The following is a 16,582-nucleotide window of genomic DNA, read 5'->3' as shown; positions in this document are numbered from 1 at the left end:
TCGCCCGAACCGCGCCCGGTCGGCGTGAACGAGGACGGCGGCCCGATCTTCCGCCAGATCGCGGCCCAGGTGGAGAACGCGATCGTCGACGGCTCCCTCGCCGAGGACAGCCAGGCGCCCTCGACCAACGAGCTGGCTGCCTTCCACCGCATCAACCCCGCGACGGCGGCCAAGGGCCTCAACCGGCTGGTCGACGACGGGGTCCTCCACAAGAGACGAGGAGTCGGGATGTTCGTGTCCCCCGGCGCGCGCGACCAGCTGCTGGCCCGCCGCCGCACCGAGTTCGCCACCCAGTACGTCGTCCCCCTGCTCACCGAGGCCGCCAAGCTCGGCATCTCCGGCCCCGAGCTCGCCGCCATGATCGAGGAACGGAAGGACCAGGCATGACCGCCGCCGCCACCCTGGACGACGTCACGATGCGCTTCCGCGGCCAGACCGCCGTCGACGGCGTCACGGCCACCCTGCAGGAGGACTGCATCACCGGACTGCTGGGCCGCAACGGCGCCGGCAAGACCACGCTCATGCAGCTGCTGACCGGGCACCGCGTACCCACCTCGGGACGCGTTCGGGTCTTCGGCGCCGACCCCTACGAGAACGACGCGGCGCTGAGCCGCATCTGCTTCGTCAAGGAGAGCCAGCGCTACCCGGACCACTTCCGCGTGTGCGACGTGCTCAGCAGCGCCGCCATGCTGTTCCCGGGGTGGGACGACGACGTCGCCCGCGACCTGGTCGCCGAGTTCGACCTGCCCCGACGCCGCGCGGTGAAGAAGCTGTCCCGGGGGATGACCTCCATGGTCGGCATCGTCGTGGGGCTGGCCTCGCGGGCCCCGCTCACGTTCTTCGACGAGCCGTACCTGGGTCTGGACGCCGTGGCCCGCCAGCAGTTCTACGACCGGCTCATCGCCGACTACGCCGAGCAGCCCCGCACCATCGTGCTCAGCACGCACCTCATCGAGGAGATCGGCGACCTGCTCGAGCACGTGCTGCTCATCGACCACGGCCGGGTCCTGCTCGACGAGGACGCCGAGACGCTCCGGGGGAGGGCGTTGACCGTGTCGGGGCCGACCGCCGCGGTCGCCGGCTTCACCGCCGGGCGGCGGGTGCTGCACTCCGACGGCATCGGCGCCTTCACCCGCGCGGTCGTGGAGGTCGCCGGACCGGCCGACCACGCAGCCGCCGCCTCCGCCGGGCTGACCCCCGAACCGACGTCGCTGCAGCAGCTCGTCGTCGCCATGAGCCGCACCACCGACACCCTGCAGGAGGTCTCCCGATGAACCGGACCCTGGTCGCCGCGCGGCTGCACGCCGTGCACGCGCTCATCGCCCTCGGCATCCCGTGGGTGGTGGTCGGCTCGAGCTTCGCCATCAACCTGGTCGTCTGGGCGGCGCTGCCGGCCGACGCCCGCGACGAGGGCGGGACCGGCGGGATCATCTCCCTCTACGTCACCGTCGCCATCGTCTTCCTGCAGGCGGTCACCCAGCTGTTCCCGATGGCGCTGGGGCTCAGCCTGAGCCGGCGCACGTTCTACCTGGGCACGCTGCTCGCGGCCGCCGTGCAGTCCCTCGGCTACGGGGTGCTGCTCACGCTGCTGACCCTGGTGGAGAACGGCACGGGCGGCTGGGGTCTGGGGCTGTCGTTCTGGGCGCCCGGGCCGGTGGACGTGGGCAACCCGGCGCTGCAGGTCCTCGTGTTCGCCGCCCCGATGTTCCTGGCCGCATCGCTGGGCGTCGGCCTGGGGGTCGTGCTCAAGCGCTGGGGGCAGATCGGGATGTGGACCCTGGGCATCGTGCTGCTGCTCGCCGGCGGCGCCGCGGTCGCCCTCATCACGTGGCGCGGCGGTTGGCCCGCTGTGGGGTCCTTCTTCCTGGACACCTCGGTCGTGGCCCTGCTGCTCGTGGGACCCGCGGTGGTGGCGCTCCTCGTCGCCGGTGCCAGCTTCCTGGGCCTGCGTCGCGCCGTCCCCTGAGCACTCTGCTCCGCCCCCGTCAGCCGGTCCGTCCCCACGGGCCGGCTCTCGGCGTTCCGGCCCCGGGACCGGTTCGGTGCAGGCGCCAGCGGCCTGCATCGTCACCGACGAAACCGCCTACGGCCTCAGCTGAGGGCAGCTGGTGACGCGTGGGACATCGTCGGTCCGCAGCGCGCCTCCTGGACGTAGGCGCTCGCCGCCATGACGCCGAGACCCGGGGCCCATCGAACTGCCGGCCGCCACGGCGAATGGACCATGGGTCCTCTTGGTCCTGAATGCACGAAACGGGGCCACAGCAGATGCTGTGACCCCGTTTCGGGAATGGTGTCCGGCGGCGTCCTACTCTCCCACCCAGTCCCCCGGGCAGTACCATCGGCGCTGAGAGGCTTAGCTTCCGGGTTCGGAATGAGACCGGGCGTTTCCCTCTCGCCATGACCGCCGTAACGCTGTGAAAGTTTCCACCCCGAGCGCACCCGGTCAAAGGGATGCTGGTGGGGCGGTCTGTGGAGCACACACGAGGTGTGTCCGTTCTTTCAGAACCGCACAGTGGACGCGAGACAAGATCTTGCTGATTGCGTGAATGTTTGAGGTGAGTCAAGTCCTCGGCCTATTAGTACCGGTCAGCTCCACACATTGCTGTGCTTCCACCTCCGGCCTATCAACCCGCTGGTCTGGGCGGGGGCCTTAACCCACAAGGGGTGAGAGACCTCATCTTGAAGCGAGCTTCCCGCTTAGATGCTTTCAGCGGTTATCCCTGCCGAACGTAGCCAACCAGCAGTGCTCCTGGCGGAACAACTGGCACACCAGAGGTTCGTCCGTCCCGGTCCTCTCGTACTAGGGACAGCTCTTCTCAAGTCTCTTACGCGCACGGCGGATAGGGACCGAACTGTCTCACGACGTTCTCAACCCGGCGCGCGTACCGCATGGATGGGAGAGCAACCGAACCCTTGGGACCGACCCCAGCCCCAAGATGCGACGAGCCGACATCGAGGTGCCAAACCATCCCGTCGATATGGACTCTTGGGGAAGATCAGCCTGTTATCCCCGGGGTACCTTTTATCCGTTGAGCGACACCGCTTCCACATGCCGGTGCCGGGTCACTAGTCCCAGCTTTCGCTCCTGCTCGACCCGTCGGTCTCACAGTCAAGCTCCCTTGTGCACTTGCACTCGACACCTGATTGCCAACCAGGCTGAGGGAACCTTTGGGCGCCTCCGTTACATTTTGGGAGGCAACCGCCCCAGTTAAACTACCCACCTGACACTGTCCCTGATCCGGATCACGGACCGAGGTTAGACATCCAATTCGACCAGAGTGGTATTTCAACGACGACTCCACGAACACTGGCGTGCCCGCTTCACAGTCTCCCACCTATCCTACACAAACCGAACCGAACACCAATATCAAGCTATAGTGAAGGTCCCGGGGTCTTTCCGTCCTGCCGCGCGTAACGAGCATCTTTACTCGTAGTGCAATTTCGCCGAGCCTGTGGTTGAGACAGCTGAGAAGTCGTTACGCCATTCGTGCAGGTCGGAACTTACCCGACAAGGAATTTCGCTACCTTAGGATGGTTATAGTTACCACCGCCGTTTACTGGCGCTTGAGTTCTGAGCTTCGCCCTAAAAGAGCTAACCCGTCCCCTTAACGTTCCAGCACCGGGCAGGCGTCAGTCCGTATACATCGTCTTTCGACTTCGCACGGACCTGTGTTTTTAGTAAACAGTCGCTTCTCACTGGTCTCTGCGGCCACCCACCGCTGCCCACCGCAAGGGTGATGACAGTGAATGGCCCCCCTTCTCCCGAAGTTACGGGGGCATTTTGCCGAGTTCCTTAACCACAGTTCGCTCGATCGCCTTGGTATTCTCTACCTGACCACCTGAGTTGGTTTGGGGTACGGGCCGCTCAGAGCTCGCTAGAGGCTTTTCTCGGCAGCATAGGATCATCCCATTCGCCTCATTCGGCTATGCGTCAGGCCTCACCCTATTGCGGAACGGATTTGCCTATTCCACGGGCCACACCCTTGCACCGGTACTACCACTCACCGGTAGGACTACCTTCCTGCGTCACCCCATCGCTTGCCTACTACCAGTCCGGGTCCCACGTTCCACCCACACGCCACCACCCCGAAGGGCAGCAGTCACGGAGCTTCAGATGGTTAGCATCGCTGGGTTCAGCATGGACGCTCTTTCGCGGGTACGGGAATATCAACCCGTTGTCCATCGACTACGCCTGTCGGCCTCGCCTTAGGTCCCGACTCACCCTGGGCGGATTAGCCTGGCCCAGGAACCCTTGGTCATCCGGCGGGGGAGTTTCTCACTCCCCTTTCGCTACTCATGCCTGCATTCTCACTCGTGTGGCGTCCACGGCTGGATCACTCCGCCGCTTCCATCGCCACACGACGCTCCCCTACCCATCCACACACCTGGCTCAACGACCTTGATCGAGGAGCAGGCTATTGCGTGAATGCCATAGCTTCGGCGGTGTGCTTGAGCCCCGCTACATTGTCGGCGCGGAATCACTTGACCAGTGAGCTATTACGCACTCTTTCAAGGGTGGCTGCTTCTAAGCCAACCTCCTGGTTGTCACTGCGACTCCACATCCTTTTCCACTTAGCACACGCTTAGGGGCCTTAGCTGATGATCTGGGCTGTTTCCCTCTCGACTACGAACCTTATCGCCCGCAGTCTCACTGCCACGCTCTCACTTACCGGCATTCGGAGTTTGGTTGATTTCAGTAACCTTGTGGGGCCCCTAGACCATCCAGTGCTCTACCTCCGGCAAGAAACACGTGACGCTGCACCTAAATGCATTTCGGGGAGAACCAGCTATCACCGAGTTTGATTGGCCTTTCACCCCTACCCACAGCTCATCCCCTCCGTTTTCAACCGAAGTGGGTTCGGTCCTCCACGCGGTCTTACCCGCGCTTCAACCTGGCCATGGGTAGATCACTCGGCTTCGGGTCTAGAGCACGCGACTGGAACGCCCTATTCGGACTCGCTTTCGCTACGGCTACCCCACACGGGTTAACCTCGCCACGTACCGCTAACTCGCAGGCTCATTCTTCAAAAGGCACGCAATCACCCCCACGCACGAATGCGCATAAGGCTCTCACGGCTTGTAGGCACACGGTTTCAGGTACTATTTCACTCCCCTCCCGGGGTACTTTTCACCTTTCCCTCACGGTACTTGTCCGCTATCGGTCACCAGGGAGTATTTAGGCTTAGCGGGTGGTCCCGCCAGATTCACACCGAATTTCACGAGCTCGGTGCTACTTGGGAACACATCAAAGGAGAGTGCGCGTTTTCGTGTACGGGGCTCTCACCCTCTATGGCGACCCCTTCCAGAGGCCTTCCACTAACACAACACTTTTCTGACTCCCCGAACCTTCGGCAGAAGGATCAAGATGCGTCCCACGACCCCACATGCACAACGCCTGCCGGCTATCACATGCACATGGTTTAGCCTCATCCGCTTTCGCTCGCCACTACTCACGGAATCACGGTTGTTTTCTCTTCCTGTGGGTACTGAGATGTTTCACTTCCCCACGTTCCCTCCACACGCCCTATATATTCAGGCGCGGGTCACACCACATGACTGGTGCGGGGTTCCCCCATTCGGAAATCCTCGGATCAACGCTCGGTTGACAGCTCCCCGAGGCTTATCGCAGCCTCCTACGTCCTTCATCGGCTCCTGGTGCCAAGGCATCCACCGTGCGCCCTTAACAACTTGAACACACAAACAAACAATCACTACAAGATGCTCGCGTCCACTGTGCAGTTCTCAAAGAACGAACGACCACCCACCCCACACCCACCACCAACACCCGCAACCGGGCTGATGTGACGGACAGGCAGGCCCCGTACGAGATCGCATACCCCAATCCCCACCTTCCGGTGGGCATCGGGTCCGCTCCCTCAGGACCCAACAGCGTGCCTACAACCCCTCAACCGTCCCCACCCCCGTTCCCACCAGCAAGCTGGCTGTACTTGGGGCCGATGACGACCGATCGGTCGAACTGGTCAGTGTTCCACCCGTGAGCGACACCCCACACACTTCGCGCCACCAGAAGACCTGGCGACGTCATCGGCGTGGGCGTGACTCTGGACCGGACACCCACAGGAGGAACCCCATGGACATGCGCCGGCCAGTGCTCCTTAGAAAGGAGGTGATCCAGCCGCACCTTCCGGTACGGCTACCTTGTTACGACTTCGTCCCAATCGCCGATCCCGCCTTCGACGGCTCCCTCCCACAAGGGGTTGGGCCACCGGCTTCGGGCGTTACCGACTTTCGTGACGTGACGGGCGGTGTGTACAAGGCCCGGGAACGTATTCACCGCAGCGTTGCTGATCTGCGATTACTAGCGACTCCAACTTCATGGGGTCGAGTTGCAGACCCCAATCCGAACTGAGACCGGCTTTTTGGGATTCGCTCCACCTCGCGGTATCGCAGCCCTTTGTACCGGCCATTGTAGCATGTTTGCAGCCCTAGACATAAGGGGCATGATGATTTGACGTCATCCCCACCTTCCTCCGAGTTGACCCCGGCAGTCTCCCATGAGTCCCCACCATGACGTGCTGGCAACATGGAACGAGGGTTGCGCTCGTTGCGGGACTTAACCCAACATCTCACGACACGAGCTGACGACAACCATGCACCACCTGTGTGCGACCCTTACGGACCCACCATCTCTGGAGGATTTCCGCACATGTCAAGCCTAGGTAAGGTTCTTCGCGTTGCATCGAATTAAGCAACATGCTCCGCCGCTTGTGCGGGCCCCCGTCAATTCCTTTGAGTTTTAGCCTTGCGGCCGTACTCCCCAGGCGGGGCGCTTAATGCGTTAGCTGCGGCACGGAGACCGTGGAATGGCCCCCACACCTAGCGCCCAACGTTTACGGCGTGGACTACCAGGGTATCTAATCCTGTTCGCTCCCCACGCTTTCGCTCCTCAGCGTCAGTTGTTGCCCAGAGACCCGCCTTCGCCACCGGTGTTCCTCCTGATATCTGCGCATTTCACCGCTACACCAGGAATTCCAGTCTCCCCTGCAACACTCAAGTCTGCCCGTATCGACTGCAGACCCGGAGTTGAGCTCCGGGCTTTCACAGCCGACGCGACAAACCGCCTACGAGCTCTTTACGCCCAATAATTCCGGACAACGCTTGCACCCTACGTATTACCGCGGCTGCTGGCACGTAGTTGGCCGGTGCTTCTTCTGCAGGTACCGTCACTTTCGCTTCGTCCCTGCTGAAAGAGGTTTACAACCCGAAGGCCGTCCTCCCTCACGCGGCGCCGCTGCGTCACGCCTCCGCCCACTGCGCAATATTCCCCACTGCTGCCTCCCGTAGGAGTCTGGGCCGTGTCTCAGTCCCAGTGTGGCCGGTCACCCTCTCAGGCCGGCTACCCGTCGTCGCCTTGGTAGGCCATCACCCCACCAACAAGCTGATAGGCCGCGGGCCCATCCCCAGCCGAAAAACTTTCCACACAACCCCATGCGAGGCTGAATGAATATCCGGTATTAGCACCAATTTCTTGGAGTTATCCCAGAGCTGAGGGCAGGTTGCCCACGTGTTACTCACCCGTTCGCCACTAATCCACCAGCAAGCTGGCTTCATCGTTCGACTTGCATGTGTTAAGCACGCCGCCAGCGTTCGTCCTGAGCCAGGATCAAACTCTCCGTAGATGAATTTCGATCCAAGGCCGAGAACCAAGAGTTGGCACTCTCGATATCAATCAACCCAACACCCACCCCCCGAGAGGAGTGGGGATCAAACATATGGCACTGACTTTCGGCACGCTGTTGAGTTCTCAAGGAGCGGACGCGCTGACACTCAGNGGCCGAGAACCAAGAGTTGGCACTCTCGATATCAATCAACCCAACACCCACCCCCCGAGAGGAGTGGGGATCAAACATATGGCACTGACTTTCGGCACGCTGTTGAGTTCTCAAGGAGCGGACGCGCTGACACTCAGACCCGGAGGCCTTCGTCATCAGGCGGCTGCTGCACGTTACTCCACGATCCGAGCTCGTCAACCCCGGGGGGTCTGGCTCGCGGTTCGGCCTCTCAGCCTTGCCGGTGTTTCGCGGTGCATGGAGAACCATACACGCCTCTGAGAGGGGTCTGCAGGGGGGTCCCCGCAGGGGGGTCCACGACCCGGCCGGCCAGCCCCGCACGCGGCGCTCAGCAGGGCATATGGGTGGTTCAGGCGACCCCGCGGGGGCGGAACTGCACGCTCACCCGGGGGCCGACCGGCTTGCTGGTCTTCGGGATGCAGTGCTCCCAGGTGCGCTGGCAACTGCCACCCATGACGACGAGGTCCCCGTGCCCAAGGGTGAAGCGGACCGAGGCGCCGCCACCGACCGGTCGGAGCATCAGCGCCCGGGGCGAGCCGAACGAGACGATGGCGACCATCGTGTCCTGGCTCCGACCGCGGCCGATGCGGTCGCCGTGCCAGGCCACGGAGTCCCGGCCGTCCCGGTACAGGCACATCCCCGCACTGACGAACGGCTCCCCGAGCTCGGGGAGGTAGTGCGCGTCGAGGTCGGCGCGCGCCTGCCCCAGGAGCGGGTGCGGCAGCGTCTCGCCGCCGGCGTACCAGCGGAGCAACCGGGGGACGGCCACCTCGCGGTCGTACATCTGCCGCCGGTCGGCGCGCCAGCCGATGTCCCCGAGCAGGACCTCGAGCACCTCGTCGGAGCCATGCACCCACCCGGGGAGGTGGTCCACCCACGCCCCGCGGTCGAGATCGCGCCGGGTGACGCGCCCCGGCAGGGCGGCGAGCGACGCGGTCTCGGCGACGTCCCACATCGAGGGCTGGTGCACCACGGTCATGCCCGCAGCCTACGAGAAGTTTCGAACAGGTGTGCGAAACCCTGTGGAGAACCGAGTCGGGTTTCGAACAGGTGTGCGGAACCCTGTGGACAGTTGAGCTAGGCGGACAGGGCCAGCACGAACGGGAGCACGCCCGAGGCCCCGGCGCGCCGCAGCTCACGCCCGGCCACCGTGACCGTCCACCGGGAGTCGGCCAGGTCGTCCACCAGCAGGACCGGGCCGGTCAGGTCGGCCAGCCGGCCGCGCAGCTCGTCCCCGACCACGATCCGCTGCCAGACCCCGGCGAGCCGGAAGGCGGAGTTGCCGCCGGGGCCGCCGGTGGGGCCGCCGTGCTGCAGCTCCAGCTCCCCCAGGTAGGGCAGCCGCCCCAGCCGGGCGAGCCCCTGGGCCACACCCGAGACCAGCGCCGGCCGGCGGCGGGACGGGACGGCGACCACGGCGGCGGGACGGTCGGCCCAGTCCCAGGCACCCAGCACCCGGGCGCACGCGGCCATCAGCTCGTCGGTGGGTGGGGCGTCGGAGGCCACCCCGGGCCGGATCACCCGGTGGGAGACGTCGAAGGCGGCGTCGGGGTCCTCCTCGATCGAGGGCGCCTCGAGGTCCTCGGCCAGGCTGGCCACCCCTCCGACGCCGTCGTCCCCGAGCAGGGTGCGCAACCGCTGGCCCCAGCCCAGGTCGGTCAACCGGGCGACCGCCCGGCCGGTCAGCACCTGGTCGCCCGGGGCGATCTTGCCCTTGACCTCGACGCCGAGCCGGTCGGCGCCGGTCGGCCACTGCGCCCGGGGAGGCAGCTCCACACCGGGCCGGTCCAGCCGGGCGTTCGCCGCCTCGGCCGCGCCGGCCGGGATGTCGGTCGGGTACCAGGGGCCGGCGCAGACGTCGCACCGACCGCAGGGTGCCGCGGTGGGGTCGTCGAGGGCCTCCTGCAGGAACGCCATGCGGCAGACGGCCTCGTCGACGGGGCGGGCGTAGGCGATCATCGACCGCTGCTCGGCCTCCCGGGTGCGGGTGACCCGGGCGTACCGGTCGGCGTCGTAGACCCAGGGCACCCCGGTCGACCGCCACCCGCCCTGGACCCGCTCCACCGCGCCGTCGACCGACAGCACCTTGAGCAGCAGCTCGAGGCGGGACCGGCGGACGTCGGCGACGGTCTCCAGGCGGGCCACCGACCACGCCTTGCCGTCGGCCATTGCGGTCAGCACCGCCGCGGCGTGGTCCTCCCGGGGCATGGAGGACGTGGCGAACCACTGCCAGATCGCCAGGTCCTCCGGCCCGGGGAGCAGCAGCACGTCCGCGTGCTCCACCGCACGGCCGGCACGACCCACCTGCTGGTAGTAGCTGACCGGCGACGACGGCGCCCCCAGGTGGACCACGAAGCCCAGGTCGGGCTTGTCGAAGCCCATGCCCAGCGCCGAGGTGGCGACCAGGGCCTTCACCCGGTTCTCCCGCAGCGCCTCCTCGGCGTCCTTGCGGTCGGCGTCGTCCAGTCGGCCGGTGTAGGCGCGCACGTCGTGACCTGCGTCGCGCAGCAGCGCCGCGGTCTCCTCGGCCGCGGCCACGGTGAGCGTGTAGACGATCCCGCTGCCCGGCAGCTCCTCCAGGTGGGCGGCCAGCCAGCCCAGCCTCGCCCGGTCGGTGGGCAGCCGGAGCACCCCCAGCCGCAGCGAGTCCCGGGCCAGCGGACCGCGCACGGTGGTGACCTCGACGCCCCCCGACCCCAGCTGCTCGGCGACGTCCTCGACCACCCGCTCGTTGGCCGTCGCGGTGGTGGCCAGCACCGGCGTGCCGGCCGGGAGGCGGCCCAGCAGCTCGCGGATGCGGCGGTAGTCGGGCCGGAAGTCGTGCCCCCAGTCGGAGACGCAGTGGGCCTCGTCGACCACCAGCAGGCCGCAGCGGTCGACCAGGCCGGGCAGCTGTTCGTCGCGGAAGCGGGGGTTGGTCAGCCGCTCCGGGGAGACCAGCAGCACGTCGACGTCGTCGGCGGCCAGCCGGGCGGCGACGTCGTCCCACTCGGTGGCGTTGGCGCTGGAGATCTCCACCGCCTTGATGCCGGCCCGCGCGGCGGCCGCGACCTGGTCGCGCATCAGCGCCAGCAGCGGGCTGACCAGCAGCGTCGGGCCGGCCCCGCGCCGGCGCAGCAGGGCGGTGGAGACGAAGTAGACCGCCGACTTGCCCCACCCGGTGCGCTGCACGACGAGCGCGCGCTGGTGCCGCTCGACCAGGGCCGACACCGCGGAGTCCTGCCCCTCGCGGAAGACCGCATCGGGTCGGCCGGTGAGCTCACGGAGGACCGCGAGCGCCTCGTCGGCGATCTCGGTGGGGGCCACAGCGGTGCTCATGGGACCGACAGTAGGCACCCGGTCCGACAGTCCCGGCCCGCCCTGCGCGCCCTGTGGACGACGGGGGAGGATGGACCCCGATGCTGCCTCCCGACAACCACGTGCACACCGAGTTCTCGTGGGACACCGGGCCCTGGGCCTCGATGGTGGAGACCTGCGAGCGGGCCGTGCAGGTGGGGCTGCCCGCGGTGGCCTTCACCGAGCACCTGGACTTCACCGTCTGGGCCGCCGAGGACCGGGCCAGCCGCGACGGGCTCGTCGACCGGCACCCGGCCAACCAGCGACCGATCGACGTCGAGGGCTACGCCGCCTCGATCGCCGAGTGCCGCGACCGGTTCCCCGAGCTGCGCGTGGTGTCCGGGGTGGAGGCCGGCGAGCCGCACCTGTTCGCCGAGAGCGTCGCGCGCCACCTGGCCGCCGCCCCGGTCGACCGGATCCTGGGGTCGCTGCACTCCCTCACCGAGGGGAACCGGTTGATCGGGGTGAACCGGATGCTGACGAGGTCCGGCGCCGACGCCACCATGCGCCGGTACCTGACCGAGATGGCCCAGATGGTCCGCGCCAGCGACGTCTTCCAGGTGCTGGCGCACGTCGACTACCCCCGGCGGTACTGGCCCGGGGGGCGCGACCGGTACGCCGAGCGCCCGTTCGAGGCCGAGTACCGGGAGGTCTTCCGGGCCCTGGCCGAGACCGGCCGGGCCCTGGAGGTCAACACCACCAGCCCGCTGGCCTCGGTGGAGCTGGTCCGGTGGTTCCGCGACGAGGGCGGCGAGGCGGTCAGCTTCGGCAGCGACGCGCACGTGCCCACGTCGGTCGGCCAGCGGTTCGACCTCGCGGTCGACGTCGTCGAGGCCGCCGGCTTCCGCCCCGGCCGCGACCGCTTCGACTTCTGGCGCCGCTGAAGTACTTCACCGCTAAGAGAAATCCGGCTAGGGTCCCGGCATGACCTCGCAACGCCGCGTCGTGATCGCCCTGGGCGGCAACGCGATGACCGGGCCGGACGGCTCGGCCACCCCCGGCGCCCAGCGGGCGGCCATCGCCGTCGCCGCCGGGCACGTGGCCGCGGTCGTCGCCACCGGCGCGGAGGTCGTGGTCACCCACGGCAACGGGCCGCAGGTGGGGAACCTGCTCGTGAAGAACGAGCTCGCCGCGCACGAGGTCCCCCCGGTCCCGCTGGACTGGAACGTCGCGCAGACCCAGGGCACGATCGGCTTCACCGTCGTCGACGAGCTGGACGCCGCCCTCGCCGCCCGCGGCCTGGACCAGCGCACCGCCGCCCTGGTCACCCGCACCCTGGTCGACGCCGAGGACCCCGGGTTCGCCGAGCCGACCAAGCCGGTGGGCCGATTCCTGCCGCGTGAGCAGGCGCAGCGCTTCGTGGAGCTCGGCCAGCGCTGGGAGGACCGTGGCGAGAAGGGTTGGCGCCGCGTCGTCGCCTCGCCCGAGCCCCGCTCGGTGCTGGACTCCCCCGCGATCCGCGCGCTGGCGGCCGCCGGGTTCGTCGTCGTCTGCGCCGGCGGCGGCGGCATCCCGGTCGTGGACGACGGCCGGGACGGCGCTGCCCTGCGCGGCGTCGAGGCCGTCATCGACAAGGACCTGACCGCGGCGCTCATGGCCGCCGAGCTCGGCGCCGACACCCTGGTCATCGCCACCGACGTGGACCACGTGATGGTCGACTTCGGCACCCCCGACGCCCGGCCGCTGGGCCGGGTCACCGTCGACGAGCTGCGCGCGCACGCCGCGGCCGGCCAGTTCGCCCGCGGCAGCATGGGCCCCAAGGTCGACGCCGCGCTGCGGTTCGTCGCCGGCGGGCCCGGTCGTCGCGCCGTCATCACCTCTCTCGAGCACATCGCTGGAGCCGTCGCCGACGACGCCGTCGGCACCGTCATCAACCGCGCCACCAACCAGGAGGAGTCCTGATGCCCGCACCGATCGAGGTCCGCAAGGTCCCGCTGCACAACGTGAGTGACGCCTCCGAGCTGGCCAAGCTCATCGACTCCGGCGTCATGGAGGCCGACCGCGTGGTCGCCGTCATCGGCAAGACCGAGGGCAACGGCGGGGTGAACGACTACACCCGGATCATCGCCGACCGCGCCTTCCGCGAGGTCCTGATGGCCAAGGGCACCCGCAGCGAGGCCGAGGTCAAGCAGATCCCGATCGTCTGGTCCGGCGGCACGGACGGCGTCATCAGCCCGCACGCCACCATCTTCGCCACGCTGCCCGAGGACTCGGTCGAGAAGACCGATGAGCCCCGGCTGACCGTCGGCTTCGCGATGAGCGAGGTGCTGCTGCCCGAGGACATCGGCCGGATCACCATGGTCGAGAAGGTCGCCGAGGGCGTGAAGCGCGCGATGGCCGAGGCCGGCATCACCGACCCCGCCGACGTGCACTACGTGCAGACCAAGACCCCGCTGCTGACCATCGAGACGATCCGCGAGGCCAAGTCGCGCGGCCAGGAGACCTACTACGACGAGCCGCACGGCTCGATGGACCTCTCCAACGGCACCACCGCGCTGGGCATCGCCCTGGCCCTGGGCGAGATCGAGCTGCCCGAGCAGAAGCAGGTCATGCGGGACTTCTCGCTGTTCTCCGCCGTCGCCTCCTGCTCCTCGGGCGTCGAGCTGGACCAGGCGCAGATCGTCGTCGTCGGCAACGCCCGCGGGCACGGCGGCAACTACCGGATCGGCCACTCGGTCATGAAGGACGCCCTGGACCAGGAAGGCATCTGGGACGCCATCCGCGAGGCCGGCCTCGACCTGCCCGAGCGCCCGCGCACCTCCGACCTCGGCGACAACCTGGTCAACGTCTTCCTCAAGTGCGAGGCCGACCCGACCGGCTACGTCCGCGGCCGCCGCAACGCGATGCTCGACGACTCCGACGTGTTCTGGCACCGCCAGATCAAGGCCACCGTCGGCGGCGTCGCCGCCTCGGTGACCGGCGACCCGGCGGTCTTCGTCTCCGTCGCCGCGGTGCACCAGGGCCCCTCGGGCGGTGGCCCCGTCGCCGCCATCGTCAAGGCCTGACCCGACAGCTCACCGGCCCGTCACCTCGTCGAGGTGGCGGGCCGGTGGTCGTTCAGGCGACGGTGGTCTCGAGGGTGACCGGGATGTTGCCGCGGGTGGCGTTGGAGTAGGGGCACACCTGGTGGGCGGCCTCGACGAGCGCCTCGGCGGCGGCCTGGTCCAGCCCGCCCAGCTCCACGTGCAGCGCGACCTCGAGGCCGAAGCCGCCGGCGTCGTTCGGGCCGATGCCCACCTCGGCGGTGACCGCGGAGTCGCTCAGGGTCGCGCCCTGGCGCTTGGCGACGACCTTCAGCGCCGAGTGGAAGCAGGCCGCGTACCCGGCGGCGAAGAGCTGCTCCGGGTTGGTCGCGCCGCCGGCGCCGCCCATCTCGACCGGGGTGGCGAGGTCGACGTCCACGATGCCGTCCGAGGAGCGGGCGTGGCCGTTGCGGCCGTCCCCCGTGGCGGTGGCGATGGCGGTGTACAGGACGGGCACGGTGTTCCTCCAGGAGATCGGGATGGTTCCCACCTGGCGCAAGACGCCTGGTGGCCGGGGGATTCCCCCGGTCAGCCGCGGGCGGCCAGCACCCGGGCGGCGTCCCGCTCCGCGGCGGTGTTGACCACCCCGGCCCGCGAGCCGCGCAGCTTGGCGGCCACGTGCTCGCCCACGGTCACCGGCAGGTACCGCGGCTCCTCGCCCGGGCCGACGCAGGACGGCAGCACCGAGATCACCGCGTCGACGTCCCCGTCGTGGAAGAACGCGGCCGAGCGCCGACGGCGGATCGTGCCGTCCACGACCGGCGGCTTGACCCGGTGCAGGGTGGACGTCCAGCGCTCGTTGGTCAGCCGCGCGGTGACGTCGCCCAGGTTGACCAGCAGCGCGCCGTCCACCGGGGAGACGTCGTGCCAGCCGCCGTCGGCGCCGAGGACCTGCAGGCCCGGCACCTGGTCGGCCCAGAGCACGGTGACGATCCCGTAGTCGGTGTGCTCGCCCATCCCGGTCAGCTCGCCGTCCAGGTCCACGGTGCCCGGCGGCAGCGCGTAGTTGTTCATCCGCAGCACGTCGAGCGAGTGCCCGGTGATCGCGTCGAAGAAGTCCGCCGGCAGGTCGAGCGCGTCGGCGAACACCCGGGTGAGGGTTCGGGCGACGCGGGCGGCCTCGCCGAACCAGGTGTCCACCGCGTCCTGGAAGCCGGGCACGTCGGGCCAGGTGTTGGGCGCGTAGTCCGGCAGCGGCAGGCCCGGGGAGCCCGGGTAGGTCTCCTGCGAGGCGCCGACGTTGAAGGCCTCGAAGAAGTCGTTCATCCGGGTCGCCGACGCGACGCCCAGGCTCAGCGACAGGGACTCGCTCTTCGGCGGGCTGTACCCACGGTTGACCTCCGGCGGCGTCCGGACGGCGGCCTTGGCGTGCGCGGGCAGGCCGAAGAAGGCATCCATCGCCGCGGCCAGCCCGTCGGACGCCGTCCTCGGGACGCCGTGGCCGACCACCTGCACGAAGCCGACCGTCCGGCACGCGGCGTCCATCGCGGCGGCCGTGGCGGACCGGTCCCCCACGCCGGTGACGTAGGGCGCGATGTCGACGACCGGGACCTCGAAGCTCACCCCTCCAGGCTGGCGCACCCGTATTGCGCCGGTGTCACGGCAGGATCGAGTCCACGTAGCCGCCGTCCACCCGCACCGCGCCGCCGGTGGTCGCCGAGGCCAGCGGCGAGGCCAGGTAGACCACCATGTTGGCGATCTCCTCGGGCTCGATCAGCCGCTGCAGCAGCGACTGCGGCCGGTGCACGCGCATGAACTCGCGCTGCGCCTCGTCCCACGGCAGGTCCCCGGGCACCAGGGAGTGGACGAAGTCCTCGACCCCGCCGGTGTGCGTCGGGCCGGCGATGACCGAGTTCACCGTGACGCCGGACCCGGCCGCCTCCTTGGCGAAGCCGCGGGAGACGGCGAGCAGGGCGGTCTTGGAGACGCCGTACTGGATCATCTCGACCGGGGTCACGATCGCGGAGTCGCTGGCGATCTGCAGCACCCGGCCCCAGCCGCGGTCCCGCATCGCCGGCAGGTAGGCCCGGATCAACCGGACGGCGGTCAGCACGTTGACCTCGAAGTAGCGGCGCCACTCGTCGTCGGGGATCTCCAGCGCGGGCTGGGCGCCGAAGACACCGAGGTTGTTGACCAGCACGTCGACGTCCGGGACGGCGGCCAGCAGCGTGGCGGTGCCCTCGTCGGTGCTGACGTCGGCGGCCACGGTGGTGACCTCGGCGCCCTCGACGGCGGCCCGCACCTCGTCGGCCGCGGCGGCCAGCTTCCCCTCCCCGCGCGCGGTGAGGACGACGGCGGCCCCGGCCGAGGCGAGCCCGGTGGCGATGGCCAGGCCGATGCCCTGGGAGGAGCCGGTGACGAGGGCGGTCTTCCCGCTGAGGTCCAGTCGCATGCGCCCACCCTGGCGCACCC

Annotated in this window: 11 protein-coding genes and 3 rRNA genes; 6 read left to right on the top strand and 8 right to left on the bottom strand. The window is 68.3% G+C overall.

The annotated features are described in order from the left end of the window. Positions 1-24: 24 nt before the first annotated feature. The 3 genes from LFA75_RS12300 to LFA75_RS12290 are packed head-to-tail and all read left to right on the top strand — an operon-like array spanning position 25 to position 1,966. Positions 25-387: a GntR family transcriptional regulator gene (locus LFA75_RS12300; protein WP_225233923.1), complete on the top strand. Its 363-nt coding sequence runs from the start codon at positions 25-27 to the stop codon at positions 385-387. Next, positions 384-1,274 (top strand): ABC transporter ATP-binding protein, encoded by an 891-nt coding sequence (locus tag LFA75_RS12295; protein ID WP_225233922.1) that lies wholly within the window; start codon positions 384-386, stop codon positions 1,272-1,274. The genes LFA75_RS12300 and LFA75_RS12295 overlap by 4 nt, the downstream gene beginning before the upstream one ends. Next, the gene (locus LFA75_RS12290) at positions 1,271-1,966 is read left to right on the top strand and encodes a hypothetical protein (RefSeq protein WP_225233921.1); all 696 of its coding nucleotides are present in this window, start codon (positions 1,271-1,273) and stop codon (positions 1,964-1,966) included. The genes LFA75_RS12295 and LFA75_RS12290 overlap by 4 nt, the downstream gene beginning before the upstream one ends. Positions 1,967-2,292: 326 nt before the next feature. On the opposite strand, the gene rrf is transcribed toward LFA75_RS12290, so the two are convergent. The 5 genes from rrf to LFA75_RS12265 all read right to left on the bottom strand — a co-directional run bounded on the left by rrf (position 2,293) and on the right by LFA75_RS12265 (position 11,129). After that, positions 2,293-2,409, bottom strand: a 5S ribosomal RNA gene (rrf, locus tag LFA75_RS12285). A 147-nt stretch (positions 2,410-2,556) separates the two neighbouring features. Beyond that, positions 2,557-5,694, bottom strand: a 23S ribosomal RNA gene (locus LFA75_RS12280). A 426-nt stretch (positions 5,695-6,120) separates the two neighbouring features. Further along, positions 6,121-7,640: ribosomal RNA gene (locus tag LFA75_RS12275) — 16S ribosomal RNA — on the bottom strand. Together the 16S, 23S and 5S rRNA genes form the textbook arrangement of a ribosomal RNA operon. Before the next feature lie 520 nt (positions 7,641-8,160). Next, complete coding sequence (locus LFA75_RS12270; RefSeq protein WP_225233920.1) at positions 8,161-8,790, bottom strand: alpha-ketoglutarate-dependent dioxygenase AlkB; 630 nt, start codon at positions 8,788-8,790, stop codon at positions 8,161-8,163. A 98-nt stretch (positions 8,791-8,888) separates the two neighbouring features. Further along, positions 8,889-11,129 (bottom strand): RecQ family ATP-dependent DNA helicase, encoded by a 2,241-nt coding sequence (locus LFA75_RS12265; protein WP_225233919.1) that lies wholly within the window; start codon positions 11,127-11,129, stop codon positions 8,889-8,891. 80 nt (positions 11,130-11,209) lie between these two features. Here LFA75_RS12265 and LFA75_RS12260 point away from each other — a divergent pair, with 80 nt between their 5' ends. From LFA75_RS12260 to bar, 3 genes are read left to right on the top strand one after another with little or no spacing between them, the layout of a single operon-like run. Continuing rightward, positions 11,210-12,031 carry a PHP domain-containing protein gene (locus LFA75_RS12260; RefSeq protein ID WP_225233918.1) on the top strand — a complete coding sequence of 274 codons (822 nt, stop codon included), beginning with the start codon at positions 11,210-11,212 and terminating at the stop codon, positions 12,029-12,031. 40 nt (positions 12,032-12,071) lie between these two features. Then, positions 12,072-13,049, top strand: coding sequence for a carbamate kinase (locus LFA75_RS12255; protein WP_225233917.1), 978 nt, complete (start codon positions 12,072-12,074; stop codon positions 13,047-13,049). Beyond that, complete coding sequence (bar, locus tag LFA75_RS12250; RefSeq protein ID WP_225233916.1) at positions 13,049-14,152, top strand: barbiturase; 1,104 nt, start codon at positions 13,049-13,051, stop codon at positions 14,150-14,152. Before LFA75_RS12255 ends, bar begins: the two co-directional genes overlap by 1 nt. Positions 14,153-14,204: 52 nt before the next feature. On the opposite strand, the gene LFA75_RS12245 is transcribed toward bar, so the two are convergent. The 3 genes from LFA75_RS12245 to LFA75_RS12235 all read right to left on the bottom strand — a co-directional run bounded on the left by LFA75_RS12245 (position 14,205) and on the right by LFA75_RS12235 (position 16,562). Then, positions 14,205-14,627: an organic hydroperoxide resistance protein gene (locus LFA75_RS12245; protein ID WP_318249987.1), complete on the bottom strand. Its 423-nt coding sequence runs from the start codon at positions 14,625-14,627 to the stop codon at positions 14,205-14,207. 71 nt (positions 14,628-14,698) lie between these two features. Further along, complete coding sequence (locus LFA75_RS12240) at positions 14,699-15,733, bottom strand: isopenicillin N synthase family dioxygenase (RefSeq protein ID WP_225233915.1); 1,035 nt, start codon at positions 15,731-15,733, stop codon at positions 14,699-14,701. 34 nt (positions 15,734-15,767) lie between these two features. After that, positions 15,768-16,562, bottom strand: a complete 795-nt coding sequence (locus tag LFA75_RS12235; protein WP_225233914.1) for an SDR family NAD(P)-dependent oxidoreductase — start codon at positions 16,560-16,562, stop codon at positions 15,768-15,770. Between the last annotated feature and the right edge of the window lie 20 nt (positions 16,563-16,582).

The organism is Klenkia terrae (genome assembly GCF_900491935.1).
Classification (GTDB): Bacteria; Actinomycetota; Actinomycetes; order Mycobacteriales; family Geodermatophilaceae; genus Klenkia; species Klenkia terrae.
The sequence above is the reverse complement of the archived record's forward strand: the minus strand, read 5'-3'. Positions and strand labels throughout refer to the sequence as shown.